A 24,127-nucleotide genomic window follows, 5' to 3' on the forward strand; every position below is an offset into this window, starting at 1 on the left:
TGACTGCCTTCTTGGCTGGCGCCGCCGTCTGAGCGGGAGGCGCGGTGGTTGCGGGAGGGGTTTGCGCGGCTGCCGTAGTGAGCAGGGACAGCAACGCGATCAGCGAGACAGCAATTCGAAGCATCGATTCCGGGAGATCAGGGGACAGGAGGACGGCGGATACGCCACAGTAAATTGGAACCGTGACAACCGCAAGCTGCACCAGGCGACCACTGCCTATCCGGCGGGTCGCTGCCGCCGCCACCGATAATACTTCATCATGAACCCGTTCGACGGCTCGACCTCTTCTTTCTCGAACACAAAGCCCTCGCGCTCGTACCAGCGCCAGGCTTTTTCGTTCTCGCGGATGCAGCGCAGAGACATCTCGTCGGGCATTTGTGTGCGCGTGAAGCCAAGCAATTGGCGGCCGAGCGATTGGCCCTGATAGGCGGGCGCGACGAACAGCATGTCGAGATAGAGTTTTGGCAAATGCAGCGCCAGCATTGCGGCGATCGTGCCGTTGTCGTCGGCGACGAACAGGCTCCAGCCGTCCTCGATCTCGCGCCGGATGCGTGCGCGCAGGTTGGCCAGCAGGAAGTCGCTCGTCTCGCCGAGGCCGGTCGAGACCCAGCTCTCCATCCAGACACGGCCATCTCGTCGTATTCGTCCGCGCGGGCCGGGCGGATGAGGGGATGCGACATCGAGGCCTCAGGTCGGCTTGCTGCGCACGGATGGGCGTGCGCGTACCTTGCCCGCCGACAGGCACACCACCTCGGAGATTTGCAGCAGTTGCCGCGCCAGCGGGCTGGTCTTGCGCCAGACCATGCCGATGGTGCGTGACGGCTGCGGGTCGCGGAAGCGCGCGAGCGAGACCGAGGCCGATCGCGTCTCAACTGACACCGCCATCTCGGGGATCAACGTGACGCCGATGCCGGCGCTGACCATCTGGACCAGCGTCGATAGCGAATTGGCATCCAGCATCTCGCGTGGCGGCGCCGATTGCATGTTGCAGAATGACAGCGCCTGATCGCGGAAGCAGTGCCCCTCTTCGAGCAACAGCAGCCGCATCTCGCGCATCATCTCCCGCGACGGTGCCGGCGTTCCCTCATCCGCACTCGGCCGCACCAGCAGGAATTTTTCCTCGAACAGGGCGACCTCGGTGAGCGAGGGCTCGGACACCGGCAGCGCCACGATGGCGGTATCGAGCCGACCCTCCACCAGTTCCTGGATCAGCCGCGGCGTCATCGTCTCGCGGACGCGGATATCGAGCTCCGGATGCATGCGCGTCAGATTCTTGGTGATCGTCGGCAGCAGATAGGGCGCGATCGTCGGAATCATGCCGATGCGCAGCCGTCCGGAGAACCGGTCCTGCGAGGCGCGGGCGAAATCGCCGAGCTCGTCGACCGAGCGCAAGATGTCGCGGACGCGCTGCGCGAGCTCCTCGCCAAATCGGGTCAGCGCCACCTGCCGGGCGCTGCGCTCCAGCAGCAGACCGCCGAGCGCCTCCTCAAGTTCCTTGATTTGCATCGACAGGGCAGGCTGCGAGATCGAGCAAGACTCAGCCGCGCGCCCGAAATGACTGTGACGCGCCAGGGCGTCGAAATAACGGAGCTGGCGCAGCGTGAGGTTTAGCATCAGAAAATCTTATCGCTGCGATCATTAAAGTCAACTTCCCCTGATCGAACGTGAAGCTTAGAGTGCCTCTACCTGGTCAAAGGCGCGAGTTCGACGCCACCAGAGGAGGTATTCATGGACGACACTTCAAAGTGCCCGTTTTCGGGTGGAAAACGTGTGCCGGCGAACCGCGATTGGTGGCCAACCCAGCTCAGCATCGAGATGCTGCACAAGAATTCTCCCAAGTCCGACCCGATGGACAAGGACTTCGACTACGCCAAGGAATTCAAGTCGCTCGACCTGAACGCGGTCATCAAGGACCTGACCGCTCTGATGACGGAATCGCAGGAATGGTGGCCCGCCGACTTCGGTCACTACGGCGGCCTCATGATCCGCATGGCCTGGCACAGCGCGGGCACCTACCGCACCACCGACGGTCGCGGTGGCGCCGGCGCCGGACAGCAGCGTTTCGCGCCGCTCAACAGCTGGCCCGATAACGCAAATCTCGACAAGGCACGCCGTCTGCTCTGGCCGATCAAGCAGAAATACGGCCGCAAGATTTCCTGGGCCGATCTGATGGTGCTGGCGGGCAACGTCGCGCTGGAGTCGATGGGCTTCAAGACCTTTGGCTTTGCCGGCGGCCGCGTCGACGTCTGGGAGCCGGAAGAGCTCTATTGGGGTCCCGAAGGCACGTGGCTGGGCGATGAGCGCTACAGCGGCGAACGCCAGCTCGCCGAGCCGCTCGGCGCGGTGCAGATGGGCCTCATCTACGTCAATCCGGAAGGCCCGAACGGCAAGCCGGATCCGATCGCCGCGGCCAAGGACATTCGCGAAACCTTCTTCCGTATGGCGATGAACGACGAGGAAACCGTCGCGCTGATCGCCGGCGGCCACACCTTCGGCAAGACGCACGGCGCCGGCGATCCGTCGCTGGTCGGACCGGAGCCGGAAGCGGGCGCGCTCGAAGATCAGGGCCTCGGCTGGAAGAGCAAGCACGCGTCGGGCATTGGCGGCGATTCCATCACCAGCGGTCTCGAGGTGACCTGGACCACGACGCCGACGAAGTGGAGCAACAACTTCTTCGAGAACCTGTTCAAGTACGAATGGGAGCTGACCAAGAGCCCCGGCGGTGCGCAGCAGTGGACGGCCAAGGGCGCCGAGGCGATCATTCCCGATGCCTTCGACAAGTCCAAGAAGCATCGGCCGACGATGCTGACGACCGACCTCTCGCTGCGTATGGATCCGGCCTATGAGAAGATCTCGCGCCGCTTCCTCGAGAATCCCGATCAGTTCGCGGACGCCTTCGCCCGTGCCTGGTTCAAGCTCACCCATCGCGACATGGGTCCGGTGGTGCGCTATCTCGGCCCCCTGGTGCCGAAGGAAACCCTGATCTGGCAGGATCCGATCCCTGCTGTGAATCACGAGCTGGCCAGCGAGCAGGATATCGCCTCGCTGAAGACCAAGATCCTGGCCTCGGGTCTGTCGGTCTCGGAGCTGGTCTCGACCGCCTGGGCGTCGGCCTCGACGTTCCGCGGCTCGGACAAGCGCGGCGGCGCCAACGGCGCGCGTATCCGCCTCGCCCCGCAGAAGGATTGGGAAGTGAACGAGCCGGCTCAGCTCTCGAAGGTCCTGGGCAAGCTCGAAGCGATCCAGAAGGACTTCAACGCGTCATCCCGTGCGAAGAAGGTCTCGCTGGCGGACCTCATCGTGCTCGGCGGCACCGCCGCGGTCGAGAAGGCCGCCAAGGATGCCGGCGTCGACGTCAAGGTCGGCTTCACGCCGGGCCGCATGGATGCCTCGCAGGAGCAGACCGACGCCGCTTCGTTTGCTCCGCTGGAGCCGCGGGCCGATGGCTTCCGCAACTTCATCGGCAAGCGGCAGCAGTTCATGATGCCCGAGGAGGCTCTGGTCGATCGTGCGCAGCTGCTCCGGCTTACCGGCCCGGAGATGACGGTGCTCGTCGGCGGTCTGCGCGTGCTCGGTGCCAATGCGAACGGTTCGAAGAACGGCGTCCTCACCTCGAAGGTGGGAACGCTGAGCAACGACTTCTTCGTCAACCTGCTCGACATGAGCACGCAGTGGACGCCGGCCGGCACCGACGGCACCTATGAGGCCCGCGACCGCAAGACCAACGCGGTCAAGTGGACCGGCACGCGCGTCGACCTGATCTTCGGCGCACACTCGCAGCTTCGCGCCTACGCAGAGGTCTATGCCACGTCGGATTCCAAGGAGCAGTTCGTCAAGGACTTCGCCAAGGCCTGGACCAAGGTGATGAACCTCGATCGCTACGACATCGCGGCCTGATTCCAAAGTTCGGCAAGCGACAAACAAAAAGGGCGGCCGCGAGGCCGCCCTTCGTGTTTCTGGCAGGTAGCGAGATTTACTCGCCGGCCGCTTCGCGCGCGGGCTGCTGGCTCTCGCCCTTGCCCTCGAGGTCTTCGCCGGTCTCCTGGTCGACCACCTTCATCGACAGGCGGGTCTTGCCGCGGTCGTCGAAGCCGAGCAGCTTGACCTTGACCTTGTCGCCTTCCTTGACGACGTCGGAGGTCTTCTGCACGCGCGCCGAGGCGAGCTGGCTGATGTGGACAAGGCCGTCCTTGGAGCCGAAGAAGTTCACGAAAGCGCCGAACTCCATCACCTTGACGACGGTGCCGTCATAGATCTGGCCGACTTCCGGATCGGAGGCGATCGACTTGATCCACTTGATCGCGGCCTTCATCGCCTCGCCGTCGCTGGAAGCGACCTTCACGGTGCCGTCGTCCTCGATGTTGACCTTGGCGCCGGTCTTCTCGACGATCTCGCGGATCACCTTGCCGCCGGTGCCGATCACTTCGCGGATCTTGTCGGTGGCGATCTTGAAGGTCTCGATGCGCGGCGCGTATTCGCCGAGCTCGGCGCGGGCGTTGGTGAGCGCCTTCGACATCTCGCCGAGGATGTAGATACGCCCATCCTTGGCCTGACCGAGCGCGACCTTCATGATCTCCTCGGTGATGCCCTCGATCTTGATGTCCATCTGGAGCGAGGTGATGCCCTGCTCGGTACCGGCGACCTTGAAGTCCATGTCGCCGAGATGGTCCTCGTCACCGAGGATGTCCGAGAGAACCGCGAAGCGCTTGTCTTCGAGGATCAGGCCCATTGCGATGCCCGCGGTCGGCCGCTTCAACGGCACGCCGGCGTCCATCAGCGCGAGCGAGGCGCCGCAGACCGATGCCATCGACGAGGAGCCGTTGGATTCGGTGATCTCCGACACCACGCGCGTGGTGTAGGGGAATTCGTGGTGCGGCGGCAGCACCGGGTGGATCGCACGCCAGGCGAGCTTGCCGTGGCCGATCTCGCGGCGCTTGGTACCGCCGAGGCGGCCGGTCTCACCGACCGAGTAGGGAGGGAAATTGTAGTGCAGCAGGAACGTCTCTTTGTACGTTCCCGACAGCGCGTCGATGTACTGCTCGTCCTCGCCGGTGCCGAGCGTGGTCACGACCAGCGCCTGGGTCTCGCCGCGGGTGAACAGCGCCGAACCGTGGGCGCGGGGCAGCACGCCGACTTCGGCGACGATGTTGCGCACGGTCTTGGAATCGCGGCCGTCGATGCGCTTGCCGGTGTCGAGAATGTTCCAGCGAACGATCTTGGCTTCGAGCTCCTTGAACACGCCGCCAATGCGCAGCTTGTCGTATTTCGGCTCTTGGCCTTCCGGGAAGTAGTGCGCGATCACCTTTTCCTTGACCTTGCCGACCGCGGCGTAGCGATCCTGCTTGACCGGAATGGCGTAGGCGGCGCGCAGTTCCTGCTCGACCATGCCGAGCATTTCCTTTTCGAGCGCCGAATTGTCGATCGTGGTGACCTCGCGCGGCTCCTTCGCGGCCTTTTCGGCGAGCTCGATGATCGCGTTGATCACCGGCTGGAAGTGGCGGTGACCGAACATCACGGCGCCGAGCATGATCTCTTCGTTCAGCTCCTTGGCTTCCGATTCCACCATCAGCACGGCGTCCGCAGTGCCGGCGACGACGAGGTCGAGCTGAGTGTCGACCATCTCGTCGAGCGTCGGGTTGAGGATGAACTCGTCATTGGCGAAGCCGACGCGCGCGGCGCCGATCGGGCCCTTGAAGGGAGCGCCCGACAGGGTCAGCGCAGCCGATGAGGCCACCAGCGCGACGATATCGGGATCGTTCTCCATATCGTGCGAGAGCACGGTCACGATCACCTGGGTCTCGTTGCGCCAGCCGTCGACGAACAGCGGACGGATCGGACGGTCGATCAGGCGGGAGACCAGCGTTTCCTTCTCGGTCGGACGACCCTCGCGCTTGAAATAGCCACCGGGAATGCGGCCGGCTGCGTAGGTCTTCTCCTGGTAGTCGACGGTCAGCGGCAGGAAGTCGACGCCTTCGCGCGGCGACTTCGCGGCTACGACGGTCGCGAGCACCACGGTCTCGCCGTAGGTCGCGACGACGGCACCGTCGGCCTGACGGGCGATCTTGCCGGTTTCGAGCTTGAGAGGGCGTCCACCCCAGTCGATCTCGACTGAATGCTTATTGAACATAGAGGTCTTCTTTCATGGGTTCTCGAAAGAAGGACGGGTCGAAAAACAAAAACCATGCGCAAGATTGCGGGACGTTGATCGAAGCGGGCGATCAGCGTCCTGCGATCCTGCCATGGTTTTTGGATTTCGGATGGCGTCCATCCCTTCGGGTCATACGGGCGCCTTGCCCGTTGTGCCCAGCCGCCGGATTGCTGCTGGACTGTCAGTCGGCACGAACGCGAACACCGAAGCGCGGTGTTCGCCCATCATGCCCGGATGCTCGCCGTCAACGGCTCGCATCCGACGCGCACGCAGCCTCGACGAAAAACCTTTAAACAAACGCTTTCGTTCGAAATCACGCGCGAAAACGCGCGCCGGTTGGCGCGCGCAAGAACTCTTAACGACGAATGTTGTGCTTCTCGAGCAGCGCCTTGTAGCGCGCCTCGTCCTTCTTCTTCACATAGTCGAGGAGCGAGCGGCGGGTCGAGACCAGCTTCAAGAGACCGCGACGCGAATGATTGTCCTTCACGTGGGTCTTGAAATGGTTGGTGAGGTTGGCGATGCGTTCCGACAGGATCGCGACCTGAACCTCTGGCGAGCCGGTATCACCGGCCTTGTTGGCATTCGTCTTGATGACTTCCGCTTTGCGTTCTGCGGCAATCGACATCGGTCAATTTCTCTCGTTGCGATCGGCGCTGGCAGTCAGGCCGGTCAGGTTGAACACACGCTTGGGGATGATTTCGCCATTGCCGACTTCGGCAAGCGCGAGAAGCCGGCCTGCCACCGTGACATAGACTGTGCCGCTACAAGTGGGCGCATCCCGTCCGCGCAACAAAACGGCTTGGCCCCGATGGAGCCTTGCCGCATCAGCCCGAGTGACGGCCAGTGCCGGGATGTCGTCCAGCGCGGTCTCAACGGGCATAAGCGCGTCGGCGAGGCTACCCTCGCCGGACGCGGCTCTATCGCACAAAGCCTCCAACTGATCCAGCGGAATCATGTCGTTCTCGCCAAATGGGCCGACCAGGGTCCGCCGCAGCGCGCAGATATGGCCGTAAGTGCCGAGAATCCTACCCATATCGCGGGCCAGCGCGCGGACATAGGTGCCCTTGCCGCACTCGGCCTCGAACACGGCGCGGTCGCTATCCGGTTGATCTACAAGGTTTAAACGGTGAATCTCGACCGGGCGCGGGGCCAGTTCCACGATCTCGCCGTCGCGGGCGAGGTCGTAGGCGCGCTCGCCCTGGACCTTGATCGCGGAATAGCGCGGCGGGATCTGCTGGATCACCCCGGTGAAACGGGGCAGCAGGGCCTCGATGGCCCCCCGAGTCGGGCGCTGGTCCGAGGTTGCGGTCGCCCGGCCCTCGATGTCGTCGGTGTCGCGCTCCTCGCCCCAGCACACCGTGAACCGGTAGCGCTTGCGGCCGTCCATGACGAAGGGGACGGTCTTGGTGGCCTCGCCGAGCGCGATCGGCAGGCCGCCGGAGGCCAGCGGATCTAGCGTGCCGGCATGGCCGGCGCGTTTGGCGTTGAACAGGCGCTTGAGCACGGCAACGGCCTGCGTCGAGGTCATGCCGATCGGCTTGTCGAGCACGACCCAGCCGTGGACGTCGCGACGGTCGCGGCGCGGCTGGTTGCCCTTCTGCTTGTTGGCGCGCGGATCGTTGTTGACGCGGCGCGGCTCTTGAGCGGGCTGAGAATTGCCGCTCATGTCCGCAAAATTATTCTTCTGCACGTCGAGCTGATCGGCCTCTTCGCCGCCGATCGTGCCGTGAGCCGGGTCCATCGTCATCGTTCTTCTTCCCGATCCGTATCCGGATCCTGTTCCAGGTCCTTCTGCACCGCGGGTGTTCGCAAAAGCTTCTCGATCCGTTCGGCTTCGTCGAATCGTTCGTCGACGCGGAAGCGAAGGTCAGGTGCAAATTTCAGGTTAACGCGCCGCGCGACCTCGCCGCGCAGGAATTTCTTGTTGCGCTCGAGCGCAGCGAGGACGATCTCGGTGTCGCGGCCACCGAGCGGCATCACGTAGACTGTTGCGAGCTTCAGGTCGGGCGACATCCGCACCTCCGGCACGGTGATGATGTGACCTTCGAGGTCAGCATCATGCACGCTGCCTTGCGCCAGAATCTCGGCTATCGCATGGCGAACCTGCTCGCCGACCCGCAACTGACGTTGCGAGCCGCCGGACGCGGAACTCTTTTTTTGATGATGGCGGGGCATGGTCTGAAAATCACCTCGTCATGCCCGCTTTTGGGACACAGGCATTGTCATTTGTCTTGCTGAAACGAAGAGGGGTGGATGGCCGGAAAAAATCCGGCCATCGTACTCCCGCAATTCAGTTCAAAAAAGATCCAGGCGCTTCGGTAAGATTTGGACTTACAGGGAGCGCTGGATCGTCTCCACGCGGTAACACTCGATGACGTCACCGGCGCGCATGTCGTGATAGTTCTCGAAGGCCATGCCGCATTCCTGACCGGACTGGACTTCCTTCACTTCGTCCTTGAAGCGCTTCAGCGTCGACAGCTTGCCTTCGTGCACGACGACGTTGTCGCGGATCAGGCGCACGTTGGCGCCGCGTTCCACGGTGCCGTCGGTGACGCGGCAGCCGGCGACCTTGCCGACCTTGGAGATGTTGAAGATCTCCAGGATCGCGGCATTGCCGAGCATTGTTTCCCGCAGGGTCGGCGCGAGCAGGCCGCTCATGGCCTTCTTCACGTCGTCCACGAGGTCGTAGATGATGTTGTAGTAGCGGATCTCGATGCCGTTGCGCTTGGCGGCCGCAGCGGCCTCCTTGTTCGCACGAACCGAGAAGCCGATGATCGCGGCGTTGAAGCCCTCCGCGAGCGTCACGTCCGATTCCGAGATGCCGCCGACACCCGCATGCAGGATGCGCGCGGCGACTTCGTCGGTGCCGAGCTTCTCCAGCGAGCCGAGGATCGCTTCCAGCGAGCCCTGCACGTCGGCCTTGATGATCAGCGGGAATTCCTTGCGGCCCGCCGTCTTCAACTGCGACATCATCTGCTCGAGCGAGCCGCGCATGCCGGAGATCGAGGCAGCCGCGTTCTCGCGCTTCTGGTGCGCGCGGTAGCTGGTGACCTGGCGGGCGCGGGCTTCGTTCTCGACCACGGCGAGACGATCGCCGGCTTCCGGCGGACCGTTGAAGCCGAGCACCTCGACCGGCACGGATGGACCTGCCTCCTGCACCGTCTCGCCCTGATCCGAGATCAGCGCGCGGACGCGGCCCATTTCGGCGCCGGCGACGATGATGTCACCGACACGGAGCGTGCCGCGCTGGACCAGAACGGTCGCGACCGGACCGCGGCCACGATCGAGCTTGGCTTCGATCACGGTGCCTTCGGCCGGACGATCCGAATTGGTCTTGAGGTCGAGGATGTCGGCCTGGAGCGCGATCATCTCGAGCAGCTTGTCGAGATTCGTCTTGTTCTTCGCCGACACTTCGACATCGACGACTTCGCCGCCGAAGGATTCGACCTGCACCTCGTGCTGGAGCAGCTCGGTGCGCACGCGCTCGGGCTTGGCGTCGGGCTTGTCGATCTTGTTGATGGCAACAATGATCGGCACCCGCGCCGCCTTGGCGTGGTTGATGGCTTCGATCGTCTGCGGCATCACGCCGTCGTCGGCCGCAACCACCAGCACGACGATGTCGGTCACCTTGGCGCCGCGCGCGCGCATCGCGGTGAACGCGGCGTGGCCGGGCGTGTCGATGAAGGTGATCTTCTTGCCGCTTTCGGGCGACAGCACCTGATAGGCGCCGATATGCTGGGTGATGCCGCCGGCTTCGCCGGAGACCACGTTGGCATGACGGAGCGCATCGAGCAGCGAGGTCTTGCCGTGGTCGACGTGACCCATCACCGTCACCACCGGCGAGCGCGGCTCGGTGTCGGTCGAATCGTCGATGGCGTCGAACAGGCCTTCTTCAACGTCGGACGCGGCAACGCGCTTGACGGTGTGACCAAGCTCCTCGGCGATCAGCTGCGCAGTGTCGGCATCGATCACGTCGGTGATCTTGTGGATCGCGCCCTGCTTCATCAGCATGCGGATGATTTCCACCGCGCGCTCCGACATGCGGTTGGCGAGCTCCTGGATGGTGATCGCTTCCGGAATGACCACCTCGCGGATGAGCTTTTCCTTCGGCTCGTTCGCGGCATGGCCCTTCAGGCGCTGGGTGCGGCGGCGGAACGAGGCGATCGAGCGCTCGCGGACGTCGTCGGCATTGAAGGCGGTGACGACCGTCAGGCGGCCGCGCTCCTTCTGCGGGCCGGGCTTGTGGGTGGGCTTGGGAGCGACCACAGGCCGCGCAGCGCCGCCGGGGCCGCGACGGATCTGGCGCGGACCGTCGTCCTCGTCCGGTCCGGCTGCGACGGCGGGGGCGCGGCCCACCGGGCCTCCCGGCCGCTGCGTGGTCGTTCCGGGTCGCGCGGTCGTTGTTCCCGGGCGTGCCGTGGTGGTTGTGCCGGGTCGCGCCATCGGCGCTCCGGGCCGCGCTGCAGGAGCGGCCGAGGTCCCCGTTGCAGGGCGCGCCACAGATTGCGGCTGCTCGCCTTCGCCAAAACGCTTCTTGGCCTCGGTTTCGGCCTTCCGCTTGGCTTCCTCCTCGTGACGGTGACGCTCCTCCTCGGCCTTGCGGCGGGCTTCGGCGGCCTCACGATCAGCACGCTCGGCGCTTTCGCGGACCGCGCGGCGCTGGGCCTCTTCCTCGGCATGGCGGCGCTCTTCGACTTCGCGCACCTTGGCATCGGCCAGCGCGCTGGCGCGGGCGGAACGTTCGTCCTCGGTCAGCGTGCGCAGCACCACGCCGGAGCCGGCGTTGCGCGGCGGCGCGTGGCGTGCCGGGGCAGGCTTGGGCGCGGCGGCCGGCGCGGGCTTCGCCACTTCGGCCACCTGCGGTTCAGGGCTGCCGTCGACACGGCGCTTGCCACGCTTCTCGACCACGACCTGCTTGCTACGGCCATGACTGAAGCTCTGGCGCACGGTGCCCGTTTCGACGCGCGGCTTGAGCGATAGCGTCTTGCTCGGAACGCTCAGCTTCTTGTCGCCAGGGGTCTTGGTATCAACCATTAAGCAGTCCTAATCCTGATCTTGTTGTCTTGTGCGTTGCCGCACCGTGCTATCGGGTGGTCGTTGTCTCTCAGAAATCCTGGCCGGGCTTTTCGGCAGTCCTGTCAGCGTCCGCCATCCGGTATCGGACCAGCATCTGGCTACGTGACAGGAATGACTTGCTCGCCGGGCCCGCGAGCAGGGCAGCATGTATCACATTTGACCGGGTAAGTGCCAAATCCAATTCTGTCGATTTTAGTGCAGTGACGACGGGAATCTCCGGCTTGGCGCCGCGATTTCCCTCATTTTGACGCGCCAGCATGTCCAATTTGCGGATTCCGTCCGCGGCCCCGTCGCTGGCATGGATCAGGACCTCGACCGTACCCTCCCGAAGCGCGCTTTCGACCTTGCCGAAACCGGCGACGATCTGGCGCGCTTTGGCCGCAATCCCAAGGGCTTCGACCACGCTCCGGACCAGGAGCGCCTCGAGGTCGGCGGGAAACGTCTGAGGGATGCGCAGCTCGCGCTTGAAGGCTTTCGTAAAATGGTGACGCCGAACGGCTTCCGCAACCACCTCGCGCGAGGCGGTGACCCACATGCCGCGTCCGGGCAGCTTGCGCTTGAGATCGGGAACTATGTGCCCTTGCGGCGAGACGACGAAGCGGATCAGCTCGTCGATCGGCCGGACCTCGCGGCTGACCGCACACATCCGCACGGTCGCGGACCTTTCGGTCCGCGGTCCATGGTCGAGTTCGGGGTCAGTATCGGCGAGCATCCGGGTGACATCCTCCTTCGCCCTAAGCCGGCTGATCTTCGGTCGCCTCGGCCTCTTCAGCAGGCTTGGCGAGATCGGCCTCGGTGATCCATCCGGCCTTGACGCGGGCCTGCATGATCATCGCTTCAGCATCGTCACGGGAGATCTCCAGGCCATCGAGCGCGCCCGGATATTTGGTCTGCTCGCCGCCTTCCTTGCGCTCGGTCCAGCCGACCAGATCGTCCGTGGCGCAACCGGCGAGGTCGTCGACCGTCTTGATGTCGTTCTCGCCGAACTTCACCAGCATCTTCGAGGTGACGCCGGGCACGTCCTTCACGGCGTCCTCGACGCCGAGTTCCTTGCGCCTGGCCTCGAGCTCGGCTTCCAGCTGTTCGAGATATTCCCGGGCGCGGTTCTGGAGTTCCTGCGCGGTCTCCTCGTCGAAACCTTCGATGCCGGCGAGTTCCTTGACGTCCACCATCGCGAGTTCCTCGACCGACGTGAAGCCTTCGGACGCCAGCAACTGGCCGACCACTTCGTCGACATTGAGCGATTCCATGAAGACGCGGGTGGAGTTCTCGAAGTCGGCCTGGCGGCGCTCCGATTCCTCCTGCTCGGTCAGGATGTCGATGTCCCAGCCGGTGAGCTGCGAGGCCAGACGCACATTCTGGCCGCGGCGGCCGATCGCCAGCGAGAGCTGGTTGTTGGTGTCGGGCACGACGACCTCGATGCGCTCGCGGTCTTCGTCGATGACGACCTTGGAGACTTCGGCCGGCGCCAGCGCGTTGACCACGAAGGTCGCGATGTCGGGCGACCAGGGGATGATGTCGATCTTCTCGCCCTGCAATTCGTTCACCACCGCCTGCACGCGCGAACCGCGCATACCGACGCAGGCGCCGACCGGATCGACCGAGGAATCACGAGAAATCACGCCGATTTTTGCGCGCGAGCCGGGATCGCGGGCGACCGCCTTGATCTCGACGATGCCGTCATAGATCTCGGGCACTTCCTGCGCGAACAGCTTTGCCATGAACTGCGGATGGGTGCGGGAGAGGAAGATCTGCGGCCCGCGGGTCTCGCGGCGGACATCGAAGATGTAGGCGCGGACGCGGTCGCCGTTGCGGAACACTTCGCGCGGCAGCATCTCGTCGCGGCGGATGATGGCCTCGCCGCGGCCGAGATCGACGATCACACTGCCATATTCGACGCGCTTGACGACGCCGTTGACGATGTCGCCGATGCGGTCCTTGAATTCCATATATTGCCGGTCGCGCTCGGCTTCGCGCACCTTTTGCACGATCACCTGCTTGGCGGATTGCGCGGCGATGCGGCCATATTCCAGCGGCGGCAGGGTGTCGGCGATGGTGTCGCCGACCTGGGCACCGGGATTGGCGCGCTGCGCATCCACCAGCGAAATCTGGTTGGAATGGTTTTCGACCGTCTCGACCACCAGCATGTGGCGCGACAGCCGCAGCTCGCCCTTCTTCGGGTCGATCTCGGCGTGAACGTCGGTCTCGCTGCCGTAGCGAGCCCGCGCCGCCTTGGCGATGGCATCCTCCATCGCCGCGATGACGATGCCGCGGTCGATCGATTTCTCGCGCGCAACGGCGTCGGCGATCTGAAGCAATTCAAGTCGATTGGCGCTGACTGCCATGGCTAGTCTCCTTCGTCAGGATCGATTTCGCCCCGTCGCGCGCGTTCGGCGGCCAGGCGATGTTTCTTGGTATTGGTCGGAGCCGGCTTCTTCGTCGCGGCCGGCGTCGGTTTCTTAGTCGGCTTGGTGTTCTTGGTCGTTTTTTCGCTGATGCTGGCGTGCGGCGCCGCCGGCGGCTCGAGGCCGAGATTGCGGCGCATTTCGCGGGCCTGGGCCTTGCCGCGGCGCATGGATTCCGCGATCAACTCGTCCGTCAGCACCAGCCGTGCCTCGGCGATGTCTTCCATCGTCAGGAGAACGTCGGCAGCCTCGCCCGCCTTGATGTCGTCGCGATGCAGATGCACGCGGTCGCCTTCGACGGGGCCGATCGTGCCGCGGAACCGCTTCCGCCCCTCATGGGCGACAGCCATTTCGACCTTCACCAGATGGCCGGCATAACGCTCGAAATCGGAGCGGCGCACCAGCGGGCGGTCGATCCCCGGTGAGGAGATTTCCAGCCGATAGGCGCGATCGACGGGATCGGCGACGTCGAGCACGGGCGACAGTGCCCGCGAGATCGCCTCGCAATCCTCGATCTGCATGGAGCCGTCCGGCCGCTCTGCCATAACCTGCACGGTGCAGCCGGATTCCCCGGAAATGCGGATCCGCACCAGGCGGTAGCCCATGCCTTCGAGCACCGGCCCCGCGACCGCGGACACCCGCGCCGCGACGCCCGGCTCGACCACGAGCCTCGGCTCGGCCAGCAATTCGGCATCCGTGGAACCAGGGTTCGGTTCGGTCATGTCAGAGGTCAAGGCGCTCGGTATGGTTAAGGCTTGGTTAAGCTTTCAAGCCCGCTTCGGAACTCTCCCGACAGATCGGCGGGCCGCACATCTTCCACCAGGCCGCGTTCAGGTAATAAAAAAGAGCGGGTCCTTTCGGGCCCACTCTCACTACGCGGATCGTATGAGAAGATGAATTGCCGGTGATATAGCCCTTTCCGCCCTCTCGGACAAGGCCCATTGCACGGCGCGCGAGGCTTTTTGCGCCCGCTGTGCGGCCCGCTGGCGCAACGCTTCCTTCACCTCCAAGGCCTAGATTCCCTGATTGTGGGGCGGCTTGGACCAGGGCGTACCCGCGGCGTGCCCCCTACGAGTTTGCGTTTTCATGACCGTTGCCACGTCGCTCATTCCCGGACTGGACGATATCGTCAAACGCGGCGACCCGCGGCGTCGCGGCGAGATCGCGCATGCCATTTCCCAATTGTTCTTTCAGGACGCCGAGAACCTCCGTCCCGATGTCATCGATCTCTTCGACAATCTGCTGATCGATCTCGTCCCGCATGCCGAGCTCGCCTCGCGCGTCGATCTCGCCGAACGCTTCTCGCGCCTGAACAACGCGCCGCGGCGTCTCGTGAGCGAGCTCGCGCGCGAAAACGAAATCGCGGTGGCGGGCCCCGTGCTGCGCCATTCGCCCGTGCTCGACGACGCCGCTCTCGTCGAAATCGCGCGACTGAAGGGCCAGGGACATCTGCTGGCGATGAGCGAACGCCCCACGCTGTCGGCTGTCATCACCGACGTGCTGGTCGAGCGCGGCGATCGCGACGTGGTGCGCCGCGCCGCGGGCAATGCCGGCGCGGTGTTCTCGCCTGGCAGCTATTCGGAGCTGATCAAGCGTGCCGCGCAGGATGGCGTGCTGACGCTCAGGATCGGCCAGCGCAGCGATCTTTCGGGTGAGAACCTGAAACAGCTTCTCGACGGTACGCTCGACGTCATCCGCCGTCGCCTCTCGAGCGTGGTCAATCCCGTGCGCCAGGTCGAGATCACGCGCGCCATGGCGGCCATCGAGGAAGCCACGCTGCCGCCGGGCCCGCGTCGCGATTTCTCGGGAGCGCAACGTACGGTGCTGGCCTTGCATCGCGGGGGCCATCTTGGCGAGAGCGCGCTGTTTGGCTTCGCGAAGGCCTACAAATACGAGGAGGCGATCGCTTCGCTCTCGGCGATGTCCGGAGTCCGCCTCTCGGTCCTCGACCGCCTGATCACGGGCGACCGCTACGATCCAATCCTGGTTCTGGGGCGTGTGCTGAATGTCAGCTGGCCGACGGTGCGGGCGCTGATCCTGATGTGGTACGGCCCGAATCGCACGCCAGCCGATGCCGATCTTGAGCAGGCGCGCGCGAATTTCACGCGCTTGATGCCGACGACCGCCGAGCGCGTCGTGAATTTCTGGCGCAACCGGCAGACGATCTAGACCCGCCTGAACCGCAGATACGCCGCCTTGCGCCCCTCGCGCGTGGCCTTTCGGCCGTAGCGCGTCATCGTGTATCCGGCCCACGGCAGGCGAAAATCATCGGCGCGCTCCGCGAGCCAGACAAAGTCCTGCGAGCGCGACAGATGCGACAGCGTCCAGGCGCAGTAATCGTCGATGTCGCAGACGAAACGAAATTCGCCGCCGGCTTTCAACACGCGCGCCATCGCGGCGATGGTCCGGTCCTGGACGAAGCGCCGCTTCCAGTGCCGCCGTTTCGGCCAGGGATCGGGATGGATCAGGTCAATCCGCGACAGCGAAGCTTCCGGCAGCCAGGCCAGGAGCTCGGCGGCATCGCCTGCGAACAGGCGGATGTTGCCGATCTCGGCGGCCTCGATCTGCGCGAGGATCTTCGCCATGCCGTTGACGTAAGGCTCGCAGCCAATGAAGCCGGTTGTGGCGAAGGTCTGCGCTTCCGCCGCAAGATGCTCGCCGCCGCCGAAGCCGATCTCGAGCCGCAAATCGTCGGCTGCGGGGGCGAAGATCTCGCGGGCATCCGCCGGTGCTGCGCGGTCGATGGCGAGCGCAAGACGCGGCAGCAGATGATCGATCAGCTCGGCTTGGTGCTGCCTGAGCTTGTGGCCCTTGCGGCGTCCGAAGAAGGCGCGCTCGCTGTCCTCGCGATCCGGATCTGATTTGCGCTCACTCATCGTAGCGTCTGGTAGAGGCGGTGGAGCAGCCGCGCGCGCGGTGCGAGCGACGAGACATAGAGCTGCTCATAATGGGTGTGCGCGCCCTTGCCGTCGACGCCGAGCCCGTCGAGCGTCGCGGTGTGGGCGGCGGTGAAATTGCCGTCCGAGCCGCCGCCGGTGTGAACGTCCACCAGATCGAAGCCGATCTCCGTGGCAACCGTCTTTGCATGTTCGTACAGCGAAGCGCCTGCATTGCTCTTCTCGTAAGGCGGACGATTGAGCCCGCCCGTGACCTTGACGGTGACGCCATCTGTCTTCGATGTCAAAGCGAGGATCTTGCCGACGAATTCATCCGCGTCCTTGAAGCTCGGCACGCGCAGATCGATTTCAGCATAGGCTTCTTCCGGGGTCACGTTGGGCCGCGTGCCGCCGCGCACCACGCCGACATTGACGGTGACGCCGCGCGCCAGATCGTTCATCGCCTCCAGCGCCAGGATGACGTTGGCAAGCTCGCGGATCGCGCTGCGGCCATCCTGGGGCCGCGTGCCGGCATGCGCGGGCACGCCCTTGATGAACACTTCGAATCGCCCGACGCCCTTGCGACCGGTGACGATCTTGCCGCCCTCGCGCGCCGGCTCCGTCACCAGCACGTATTTCGCCTTGCGCCCTTCGGTCTCGATGAGTGCGCGAGAGGTGGGGCTGCCGATCTCCTCGTCCGAAGTGAACAGATGGATGATGCCGAGCGGCGGGCGATCGGCCGTGGCGCAAAGCGCGCGAAAGGCGTGGTGGGCGATGTAGGCGCCGCCCTTCATGTCGTAGATGCCGGGACCGAACGCGCTGTCGCCTTCGACCTTGAACGGCAGGCGCTCGATGAATCCCATGGGGTGAACGGTATCGAGGTGGCTCAGCACCAGGATACCCGGCCGGTCCTGGCCCCAGGTCGAGCGCGCCACGAGATGATCGCCGCAACCATCGACACCGGCGATGCGCTCGAGCGTAACAGGGAGATCGCGGTATTGCTCCGCGACCATCGAGACGAGCTTGTTGACCTGTTCAGGCGTGTCCGTTGGCGTCTCGACCTCCACCCAGCGGCGGATGCCATCGAGAATAGTTTGAGAATCGAACCAATTGGAGCTGGCCATGGGCGCATCTGTGCCTTTGAATCGCATCATCAAGGAGGACGCGCATCAAAGCGCGGCCACAAATGACGACATAGGCCAGATTTGACGCAGTCTCAAATCGGATTGAGATGGCGCGTCAGCGCTTGTCGGGGCCTTCGCGGGCCGCAATCTGCTCGACGAGATCGACGATCGAGCGGCGCATCTTCGAATCGGTGATTCGGGTGAACGCCTTGGTCAAAGCGAGTCCTTCGGAAGTCGCGAGGAAATCCGAGACGTAAGACGGCGATGCGCCTTCTGCGAAGCCGTCCGGCCCCGCCACGCCGCTCGGACCGCCCTCGAACAGGAAGGACACCGGCACCTGGAGAATTTCGGCAATTTGCTGGATGCGGCTCGCGCCGACCCGGTTTGTGCCCTTCTCGTATTTCTGAACTTGTTGGAAAGTCAGGCCCAAAGCTTCACCGAGCTTTTCCTGGCTCATGCCCAACATGATGCGGCGCATCCGCACGCGACTGCCGACATATTTGTCAACAGGGTTGGGCGCTTTCGACATTTCCTCAGCCCTCCAAACATCACCTTCGGCGCAATCAGGAATGCCTGAGGTGTAAGCAACGTCAAAATCAGACCCTGTTATTGGGAAACATTGCGGAGAAATTTAGCAATACCCACTGTCTTTTGCAGCCGGTGCAGAATGAGGAGGCCGCGTGCAGTCTGTCAACCGTGGGACTACGGTTGTCAAAAGCTATCGGCCGCGGCTGCGTGATCAGGGATGCCGTTTGGCAACACGTCGGCGGACCGCCAGAAACACGGCGAGCGCGACAAACATGGCCGCGGGTACATCGCCCACGCGCGCATAGATGGTCGGCGGGATCGCGGCGGGCAGATTTGCATCCAAAATGCCTTCGATCCCGAGACCGAGGCTGGCGACGATGCGTCCCACCGGATCGATCACTGCGGAAACGCCGGTATTGGCGGAGCGAACCAGCGGCAATCCGAGCTCGATCGCGCGCATCCGCGCCTGTTCGAGGTGTTGGTAGGGACCGGTCGAAATTCCGAACCAGCCGTCATTGGTGAGATTCACGATCCAGCCCGGACGTTCATTGCGTCCGGCCACCTCGCCGGGAAAGATTGCTTCGTAGCAGATCAGCGGCAGCGCGGACGGCGCGCCGGGGACCGGCAGCGCATGCCGCACGGTGCCGGCAATGAAGCCGCCGCGCACACGCGTGAGTTGCTCGAAACCGAGCTTCTCCATCAGACCCTGGTAGGGAAGAAACTCGCCGAACGGCACCAAATGCAGCTTGTCGTACATAGAGAGCACGCTGCCATCGTGGTCGATCACGTAGATCGAATTGTAGGCGCGTGTGATCGGCGTGCCCCGCGGCAGGTCGGGCGCGCGGACCGAGCCCGTGATCAGCACCGTGCCCTTGGGCAGAAGCTCCGCGATTTGCGCCATCGCATCGGCTTCGCGAGTCAGGAAGAACGGAAAGGCGGATTCCGGCCAGATCAGGATGGTGGCATCGCGCACGCCGGTCGATTGCGGTCCGGAGGCGCGGTCCGACAAGGCCAGATATTTCTTCATCACCTCCGCCTTGGCGGCGTAGTTGAATTTCGCGTCCTGCTGGAGATCCGGCTGCATCAGGCGCAATTTGGGGCCCGCGACCATCGTGGTCGGATGCAGCGACAGGCGGATCGCGCCGAAGATACTCATGACCAGCAGGAGCGCCAGGGCCGCGGCCGGTGCGCGCCACGCCAGGCGGCGATCGGGCGTGCGGTCGATCAGCGCCGCGGGGCTTGCGAAGATCGCAACCGTCAGGAACGTCATGCCCCACAGGCCGATCAGCGACGCCGTTTGTGCCAGCGGCAGCGGATCGGACAGCGCATAGCCGAACGCGTTCCAGGGAAAGCCGGTCAGCGCATGACCCCGCAGCCATTCCGTGATGGTGAGGCTTGCCGCGAGCGCAAGCACGCGCGTCGCGTTCTTGGTCCAGAGCAGGCGGGCGAGCGCAAAGCCCATTGCCGTGAAGATCGACAGATAGGCCGGCAGGCCCAGCACGGCGAACGGCGTCAGCCAGGCGAATACATCGGCGTCGACGAAGAAGGCGTAGCCGATCCAGTAGAGGCCGGGCACGAAATAGCCGAGGCCGAACCAGTAGCCGGTAAGCGCCGCGGCGGGGACGCCGCGATATCGTCCGGCGCCGGTGCCGTCGATCAGCCAGACCAGCACCGGGAAGGTGACGAATAGCACCGGGAATACATTGAACGGCGCCAGCGCCAGCACCGAGAGCGCGCCGGCAGCCATCGCGACGAGCGCGCGCTTCCATCCCCAGGTCAGGATGATGGCAAGCGCGATCTGGCGAAATCGCTGGAAAGGGCTCACTGCGGACCGGTCCCGTCGCTTGGCGGCGGGGTGGGCGTGTCGCTGGCCGTCGGCTGGCTGCCATCCGGCGCAGCCTCGCGGCGCCGGCTCTCGCGCTGGGTGCGCGGCGCGGGGCGCTCCTTTCGCGTCGAGATCCGCAGTCGCTTGACCCGGCGCGGATCGGCATCGAGCACCTCGATCTCGTAATGGCCGGGGCCCGAGATCACCTCGCCGCGCACCGGCAGGCGCCCGACGAAGCTGACGAGATAGCCGCCCAGCGTCTCCACTTCCTCGCCGGCCTCGCCGGTGACGAAGTCCTCGCCGATCACGGTGCGGACGTCGTCGAGGCTGGCGCGGGCGTCGGCGATGAAGGCGTTGTCGGGCAGCCGCACGATCGAGGGCGGCTCGTCGCTGTCATGCTCGTCGTCGATCTCGCCGACGATCTGCTCGACGATGTCCTCGAGCGAGACCAGGCCGTCGCTGCCGCCATATTCGTCGACCACCAGCGCCAGATGGATGCGGGTGGCCTGCATCTGCGCAAGCAGGTCGATCGCCCGCATCGACGGCGGCACGTAGAGCAGCTTGCGGATGATGCGCGCTTCCTCGAGCGGCAGCGCGAGATCGACCGTACGCAGATCGAGCCCGGCCGGCAGCGGTTTCTTGCGCTTGGTTTTCGTGACCCCCGACACGCGCGCACGCGCGGTCATGAAGGCGAGCAGATCGCGGATATGGACGATGCCGACGGGATCGTCGAGCGTCTCGTTGTAGACCACGAGGCGCGAATGGCCGGCGCTCTCGAAACGGTCCATCAACTCGCCGAGCGGGATGTCGCGCTTGACCGCGACGATGTCGGCGCGATGCACCATGACGTCGGCGATGCGACGCTCGTGCAGGCCGAGGATGTTGCGCAGCATGGTGCGCTCGACCGTCGAGAAGCCGGTGTCGTCGGGCGTCGTGGCGTCGAGCACGACCTGGAGGTCGTCGCGCACCGAACCTGCCTTCCAGCCGAACAGGCTGCGAATGGCACGCAGCAGCCAGCCCTCCGCGGTCGGGCGCATCACCTCGCCTGAGGTCACCACGACCGGTAAATTGGCCGTGTTGCGCGGATTGTCGTGAGTCGGGTCCGAATCCGGCATCTCAATGCGTCCCTGGGCGGTCGGCATAGGGGTCGGGAATGCCGAGATGAGCCAGGATCTCTCGTTCGAGCGCTTCCATTTCCTCGGCGTCGTCTTCGTTTTCGTGGTCGTAGCCGACCAGATGCAGGAAACCGTGCACGGCGAGATGGCTCAAATGATGATCGAACGGCTTTTGTTCCTCGTCCGCCTCACGCCGCATGGTCTCGTAGGCGATCGCGATGTCGCCCAGCATGCGCGGCGCATCGCCAGGCTTCCAGTCGCCTTCCGGCTGCAGCGCGGGAAACGACAGCACGTTGGTCGGCTTGTCGATGCCGCGCCAGTTGCTGTTCAGGATGCGGATGCCGGCATCATCGGTCAGCATCACCGCCACTTCCGCCTCCGCAACGTCTTCGTCGACATTCTCGGCGGCGGCCGCCACGGCGCGCTGGATCACGGCTTCGGATTCGGGCTCCCGCTGCCAGCAATCGGCGACGACGAGGACCTCGGTGATGGGAAGGTTGGGGTGTGACATTGTCCTTGTTCCGAACGAAGGGGCGCCGTGTCCGCGCCCATATGGTCCGGTTGCTGTCTCGTCAGGATTTACCGGCGGCCGGCCGCTGCGGCGACCCTTCGTAGGCGGAGACGATCCGCGCCACGAGCTCGTGGCGGATCACGTCTTCGGCCTTGAAATGAACTTGCGCAATGCCTTCGACGCCGCTCAGCAGGCGCGTCGCCTCGGCGAGGCCCGAGGTCTGGCCGTTCGGCAAGTCGATCTGCGAGGGATCGCCGGTGACGATCATGCGGCTGTTCTCGCCAAGGCGGGTCAAGAACATCTTCATCTGCATGGACGTGGTGTTTTGCGCCTCGTCCAGGATGATGGCCGCGTTGGTCAGCGTGCGACCGCGCATGAAGGCGAGTGGCGCGATCTCGATCTCGCCGGTCTGCAGCGCGCGCTCGACAATGCGCGCGTCCATCAGGTCATAGAGCGCGTCGTAGATAGGGCGGAGATAAGGATCGACCTTCTCGCGGAGATCGCCGGGCAAAAAGCCGAGCCGCTCGCCGGCTTCCACCGCCGGGCGCGACAGGATGATCTTGTCGACTTCCTTGCGCTCGAATAGCTGCGCGGCATGCGCGACCGCGAGCCAGGTCTTGCCGGTGCCGGCGGGGCCGATGCCGAACACCAGCTCGTGGCGCTTCAGCGCGCGGATGTAGGAATCCTGCGCCGCCGTGCGCGCACGCACCGGGCGCTTGCGCAGATTGATGCTGTCGAAGCTGGATTTGGCCGACTTGGCATCGAACTCGAACAGCGAGCCCTGCGCGATCACGGCTCGGATCGCGCCCTCGACCTCGCCCTGGTCGAGATCCTGTCCCTTCACGGCCTGGGCGTAGAGCGTCTCCAGCACCCGGCGCGCGGCATCGCAGCCGTCGCGCGAGCCGCCAATCGTGATGTGGTTGCCCTTGGAATCGACGACGACGCCGAGCCGCCGTTCGATCTGTGCCAGATGCTGGCCGTAAGGACCGACCAGCGCCGACGCGGCGCGGTTGTCGTCGAAGTCGATGACGACCTGGGTCTCGGGCGGAACCTGCATGTCGCGGTCAAATTTGCGGCTGGGAGCGATGGAAGAAGACGAATCCGATGCGCTTTTTGGCAAGGGTTCAGGCTCCAGTGGCGATGGGCGATAAAGCGGGCACGCGCGCCATGGCGAGCTCGCCGAGGAAGCTGTAGCGTTCGAGACTGTCGATCCGGACCGGCAGGATCTGTCCGATGATGTCGGGGGAGGCCATCACATGCGCGGGCTGGAGGAAGGCGGTGCGGCCGACGATCTGGCCGTCCTTGCGGGCCGGGCGCTCGAACAGCACATCGACCGTTGAGCCAATCGCAGCCTTGTTGAAGGCCGATTGCTGGCTGTCGATCAGTTCCTGGAGCCGCTCCAATCGCTGGTCCATCTCGGAGGGGGACACCGTCTCCTGCATGTCCGCGGCCGGCGTTCCCGGCCGGGCGGAGTATTTGAACGAATATGCCGCAGCGTAGCCGATTTGCGTGACAAGCGCGAGGGTCGCGAGAAAATCTTGCTCGCTCTCGCCGGGGAAGCCGACGATAAAATCTGATGAGAAAGCAATGTCTTGGCGTGCGGACCGGAAACGGTCGACGACACGCCGATAATCATCGGCGGTATGTTTCCGGTTCATGGCAGCCAGAATCCGGTCCGAGCCCGACTGCACCGGCAGGTGCACGAACGGCATCAAGGCATCGAGATCGCGATGGGCTGCAATCAGACTGTCATCGACATCGCGCGGATGGCTGGTCGAATAACGCAGCCGCGCGACGCCCGGGAGCGCCGCGAGGTGCTCCAGCAGCCTGCCGAGCGGCCAGCTTTTTCCGTCCGGTCCCTCGCCGTGATAGGCGTTGACGTTCTGTCCGATCAGCGTGAGCTCGCGCACGCCGTTCTCGGTGAGCCGCTTCACGTCGTCGACGATCTTTGTCACCGGCCGCGAGACTTCCGAGCCACGCGTGTAAGGCACGACGCAGAAGGTGCAGAACTTGTCGCAGCCTTCCTGCACCGTGACGAAAGCGGAAATGCCGCGGGCGCGGATCGCGCCGGGCTTGGGTTGGGCCAGGAAGCCGAACTTGTCCTGAGCCGGGAATTCGGTCTCGATGGCGCGGCCTTCATTGCCGGCGCGCTTCAACAGCTGCGGCAAATGATGATAGCTCTGCGGTCCCACCACGACGTCGACCGCGGGTGCACGGCGCACGATCTCCTCGCCCTCGGCCTGTGCCACGCAGCCTGCGACCGCGATCTGCATGGTACGCCCGTCGCGCGCGGCGGCGTCCTTGGCGACGCGCAGGCGGCCGAGCTCCGAATAGACCTTTTCCGAGGCCTTCTCGCGGATATGGCAGGTGTTGAGGATGACGAGGTCGGCGTCATCAGCGCTGGCCGTCTCCACGAATCCTTCCGGGGCCAGCGTGTCCACCATGCGCTGGGCATCGTAGACGTTCATCTGGCAGCCATATGATTTGATGTGCAGCTTGCGCGGCGGCGTCATGGAATC

General features: G+C 64.7%; 19 protein-coding genes and 1 pseudogene. 2 read left to right on the plus strand and 18 right to left on the minus strand.

Going from position 1 to position 24,127, the window contains the following annotated elements; translation table 11 throughout:
- Positions 1-216: 216 nt before the first annotated feature.
- Positions 217-680, minus strand: a pseudogene (locus AC0L23_RS24890) (GNAT family N-acetyltransferase).
- 7 nt (positions 681-687) lie between these two features.
- On the minus strand, positions 688-1,614 hold the full coding sequence (locus tag AC0L23_RS24895) for a hydrogen peroxide-inducible genes activator (RefSeq protein ID WP_018455793.1): 927 nt from the start codon (positions 1,612-1,614) through the stop codon (positions 688-690).
- Positions 1,615-1,728: 114 nt separating this feature from the next.
- Here AC0L23_RS24895 and katG point away from each other — a divergent pair, with 114 nt between their 5' ends.
- Complete coding sequence (gene katG, locus AC0L23_RS24900; protein ID WP_473357476.1) at positions 1,729-3,897, plus strand: catalase/peroxidase HPI; 2,169 nt, start codon at positions 1,729-1,731, stop codon at positions 3,895-3,897.
- Positions 3,898-3,973: 76 nt separating this feature from the next.
- On the opposite strand, the gene pnp is transcribed toward katG, so the two are convergent.
- The 8 genes from pnp to rimP form a co-directional block, all read right to left on the minus strand.
- Complete coding sequence (pnp, locus tag AC0L23_RS24905; protein WP_007603907.1) at positions 3,974-6,127, minus strand: polyribonucleotide nucleotidyltransferase; 2,154 nt, start codon at positions 6,125-6,127, stop codon at positions 3,974-3,976.
- 376 nt (positions 6,128-6,503) lie between these two features.
- Complete coding sequence (gene rpsO / locus AC0L23_RS24910) at positions 6,504-6,773, minus strand: 30S ribosomal protein S15 (protein ID WP_007598346.1); 270 nt, start codon at positions 6,771-6,773, stop codon at positions 6,504-6,506.
- 3 nt (positions 6,774-6,776) lie between these two features.
- Entirely contained in the window at positions 6,777-7,895 is a 1,119-nt protein-coding gene (gene truB / locus AC0L23_RS24915) for a tRNA pseudouridine(55) synthase TruB (protein WP_085385550.1), read from the minus strand.
- The gene (gene rbfA / locus AC0L23_RS24920; RefSeq protein ID WP_026233028.1) at positions 7,892-8,323 is read right to left on the minus strand and encodes a 30S ribosome-binding factor RbfA; all 432 of its coding nucleotides are present in this window, start codon (positions 8,321-8,323) and stop codon (positions 7,892-7,894) included. Before rbfA ends, truB begins: the two co-directional genes overlap by 4 nt.
- A 156-nt stretch (positions 8,324-8,479) precedes the next feature.
- A complete protein-coding gene (gene infB, locus AC0L23_RS24925; protein WP_085362007.1) occupies positions 8,480-11,182 on the minus strand; it encodes a translation initiation factor IF-2 in 2,703 nt (900 codons plus the stop codon).
- Between the two features lie 70 nt (positions 11,183-11,252).
- Positions 11,253-11,936, minus strand: coding sequence for an RNA-binding protein (locus AC0L23_RS24930; RefSeq protein ID WP_018455799.1), 684 nt, complete (start codon positions 11,934-11,936; stop codon positions 11,253-11,255).
- A 22-nt stretch (positions 11,937-11,958) separates the two neighbouring features.
- Positions 11,959-13,569, minus strand: coding sequence for a transcription termination factor NusA (nusA, locus tag AC0L23_RS24935; protein ID WP_007603900.1), 1,611 nt, complete (start codon positions 13,567-13,569; stop codon positions 11,959-11,961).
- Between the two features lie 2 nt (positions 13,570-13,571).
- On the minus strand, positions 13,572-14,351 hold the full coding sequence (rimP, locus tag AC0L23_RS24940) for a ribosome maturation factor RimP (RefSeq protein WP_018455800.1): 780 nt from the start codon (positions 14,349-14,351) through the stop codon (positions 13,572-13,574).
- A 364-nt stretch (positions 14,352-14,715) separates the two neighbouring features.
- On the opposite strand from rimP, the gene AC0L23_RS24945 reads away from it, so the two are divergent.
- Positions 14,716-15,798 (plus strand): DUF2336 domain-containing protein, encoded by a 1,083-nt coding sequence (locus AC0L23_RS24945; RefSeq protein ID WP_085362006.1) that lies wholly within the window; start codon positions 14,716-14,718, stop codon positions 15,796-15,798.
- Here AC0L23_RS24945 and AC0L23_RS24950 read toward each other — a convergent pair.
- The 8 genes from AC0L23_RS24950 to miaB all read right to left on the minus strand — a co-directional run bounded on the left by AC0L23_RS24950 (position 15,795) and on the right by miaB (position 24,121).
- Complete coding sequence (locus AC0L23_RS24950; protein WP_085362005.1) at positions 15,795-16,505, minus strand: tRNA (guanine(46)-N(7))-methyltransferase TrmB; 711 nt, start codon at positions 16,503-16,505, stop codon at positions 15,795-15,797. The two genes, AC0L23_RS24945 and AC0L23_RS24950, sit on opposite strands and share 4 nt — an antisense overlap.
- Positions 16,502-17,659 carry a M20 family metallopeptidase gene (locus AC0L23_RS24955; RefSeq protein WP_085362004.1) on the minus strand — a complete coding sequence of 386 codons (1,158 nt, stop codon included), beginning with the start codon at positions 17,657-17,659 and terminating at the stop codon, positions 16,502-16,504. The genes AC0L23_RS24950 and AC0L23_RS24955 overlap by 4 nt, the downstream gene beginning before the upstream one ends.
- An 85-nt stretch (positions 17,660-17,744) precedes the next feature.
- Entirely contained in the window at positions 17,745-18,158 is a 414-nt protein-coding gene (locus AC0L23_RS24960; protein ID WP_007598327.1) for a helix-turn-helix domain-containing protein, read from the minus strand.
- Between the two features lie 210 nt (positions 18,159-18,368).
- Positions 18,369-19,982: an apolipoprotein N-acyltransferase gene (lnt, locus tag AC0L23_RS24965; protein WP_085362003.1), complete on the minus strand. Its 1,614-nt coding sequence runs from the start codon at positions 19,980-19,982 to the stop codon at positions 18,369-18,371.
- Positions 19,979-21,097: a hemolysin family protein gene (locus tag AC0L23_RS24970; protein WP_026233030.1), complete on the minus strand. Its 1,119-nt coding sequence runs from the start codon at positions 21,095-21,097 to the stop codon at positions 19,979-19,981. Before AC0L23_RS24970 ends, lnt begins: the two co-directional genes overlap by 4 nt.
- Position 21,098: 1 nt before the next feature.
- The gene (ybeY, locus tag AC0L23_RS24975) at positions 21,099-21,608 is read right to left on the minus strand and encodes an rRNA maturation RNase YbeY (RefSeq protein WP_085349875.1); all 510 of its coding nucleotides are present in this window, start codon (positions 21,606-21,608) and stop codon (positions 21,099-21,101) included.
- A gap of 61 nt (positions 21,609-21,669) precedes the next feature.
- The gene (locus AC0L23_RS24980; protein ID WP_085385549.1) at positions 21,670-22,728 is read right to left on the minus strand and encodes a PhoH family protein; all 1,059 of its coding nucleotides are present in this window, start codon (positions 22,726-22,728) and stop codon (positions 21,670-21,672) included.
- 4 nt (positions 22,729-22,732) lie between these two features.
- Positions 22,733-24,121: a tRNA (N6-isopentenyl adenosine(37)-C2)-methylthiotransferase MiaB gene (miaB, locus tag AC0L23_RS24985; RefSeq protein ID WP_085349873.1), complete on the minus strand. Its 1,389-nt coding sequence runs from the start codon at positions 24,119-24,121 to the stop codon at positions 22,733-22,735.
- Between the last annotated feature and the right edge of the window lie 6 nt (positions 24,122-24,127).

This window comes from Bradyrhizobium sp. MI1.4 (genome assembly GCF_055811315.1).

Coding starts and splice junctions, on each gene's coding strand:
- AC0L23_RS24895 (WP_018455793.1), bottom strand. CDS start 1,614: ATGCTAAACCTCACGCTGCGCCAGCTCCGTTATTTCGACGCCCTGGCG.
- katG (WP_473357476.1), top strand. CDS start 1,729: ATGGACGACACTTCAAAGTGCCCGTTTTCGGGTGGAAAACGTGTGCCG.
- pnp (WP_007603907.1), bottom strand. CDS start 6,127: ATGTTCAATAAGCATTCAGTCGAGATCGACTGGGGTGGACGCCCTCTC.
- rpsO (WP_007598346.1), bottom strand. CDS start 6,773: ATGTCGATTGCCGCAGAACGCAAAGCGGAAGTCATCAAGACGAATGCC.
- truB (WP_085385550.1), bottom strand. CDS start 7,895: ATGACGATGGACCCGGCTCACGGCACGATCGGCGGCGAAGAGGCCGAT.
- rbfA (WP_026233028.1), bottom strand. CDS start 8,323: ATGCCCCGCCATCATCAAAAAAAGAGTTCCGCGTCCGGCGGCTCGCAA.
- infB (WP_085362007.1), bottom strand. CDS start 11,182: ATGGTTGATACCAAGACCCCTGGCGACAAGAAGCTGAGCGTTCCGAGC.
- AC0L23_RS24930 (WP_018455799.1), bottom strand. CDS start 11,936: ATGCTCGCCGATACTGACCCCGAACTCGACCATGGACCGCGGACCGAA.
- nusA (WP_007603900.1), bottom strand. CDS start 13,569: ATGGCAGTCAGCGCCAATCGACTTGAATTGCTTCAGATCGCCGACGCC.
- rimP (WP_018455800.1), bottom strand. CDS start 14,351: ATGACCGAACCGAACCCTGGTTCCACGGATGCCGAATTGCTGGCCGAG.
- AC0L23_RS24945 (WP_085362006.1), top strand. CDS start 14,716: ATGACCGTTGCCACGTCGCTCATTCCCGGACTGGACGATATCGTCAAA.
- AC0L23_RS24950 (WP_085362005.1), bottom strand. CDS start 16,505: ATGAGTGAGCGCAAATCAGATCCGGATCGCGAGGACAGCGAGCGCGCC.
- AC0L23_RS24955 (WP_085362004.1), bottom strand. CDS start 17,659: ATGATGCGATTCAAAGGCACAGATGCGCCCATGGCCAGCTCCAATTGG.
- AC0L23_RS24960 (WP_007598327.1), bottom strand. CDS start 18,158: ATGTCGAAAGCGCCCAACCCTGTTGACAAATATGTCGGCAGTCGCGTG.
- AC0L23_RS24970 (WP_026233030.1), bottom strand. CDS start 21,097: ATGCCGGATTCGGACCCGACTCACGACAATCCGCGCAACACGGCCAAT.
- ybeY (WP_085349875.1), bottom strand. CDS start 21,608: ATGTCACACCCCAACCTTCCCATCACCGAGGTCCTCGTCGTCGCCGAT.
- miaB (WP_085349873.1), bottom strand. CDS start 24,121: ATGACGCCGCCGCGCAAGCTGCACATCAAATCATATGGCTGCCAGATG.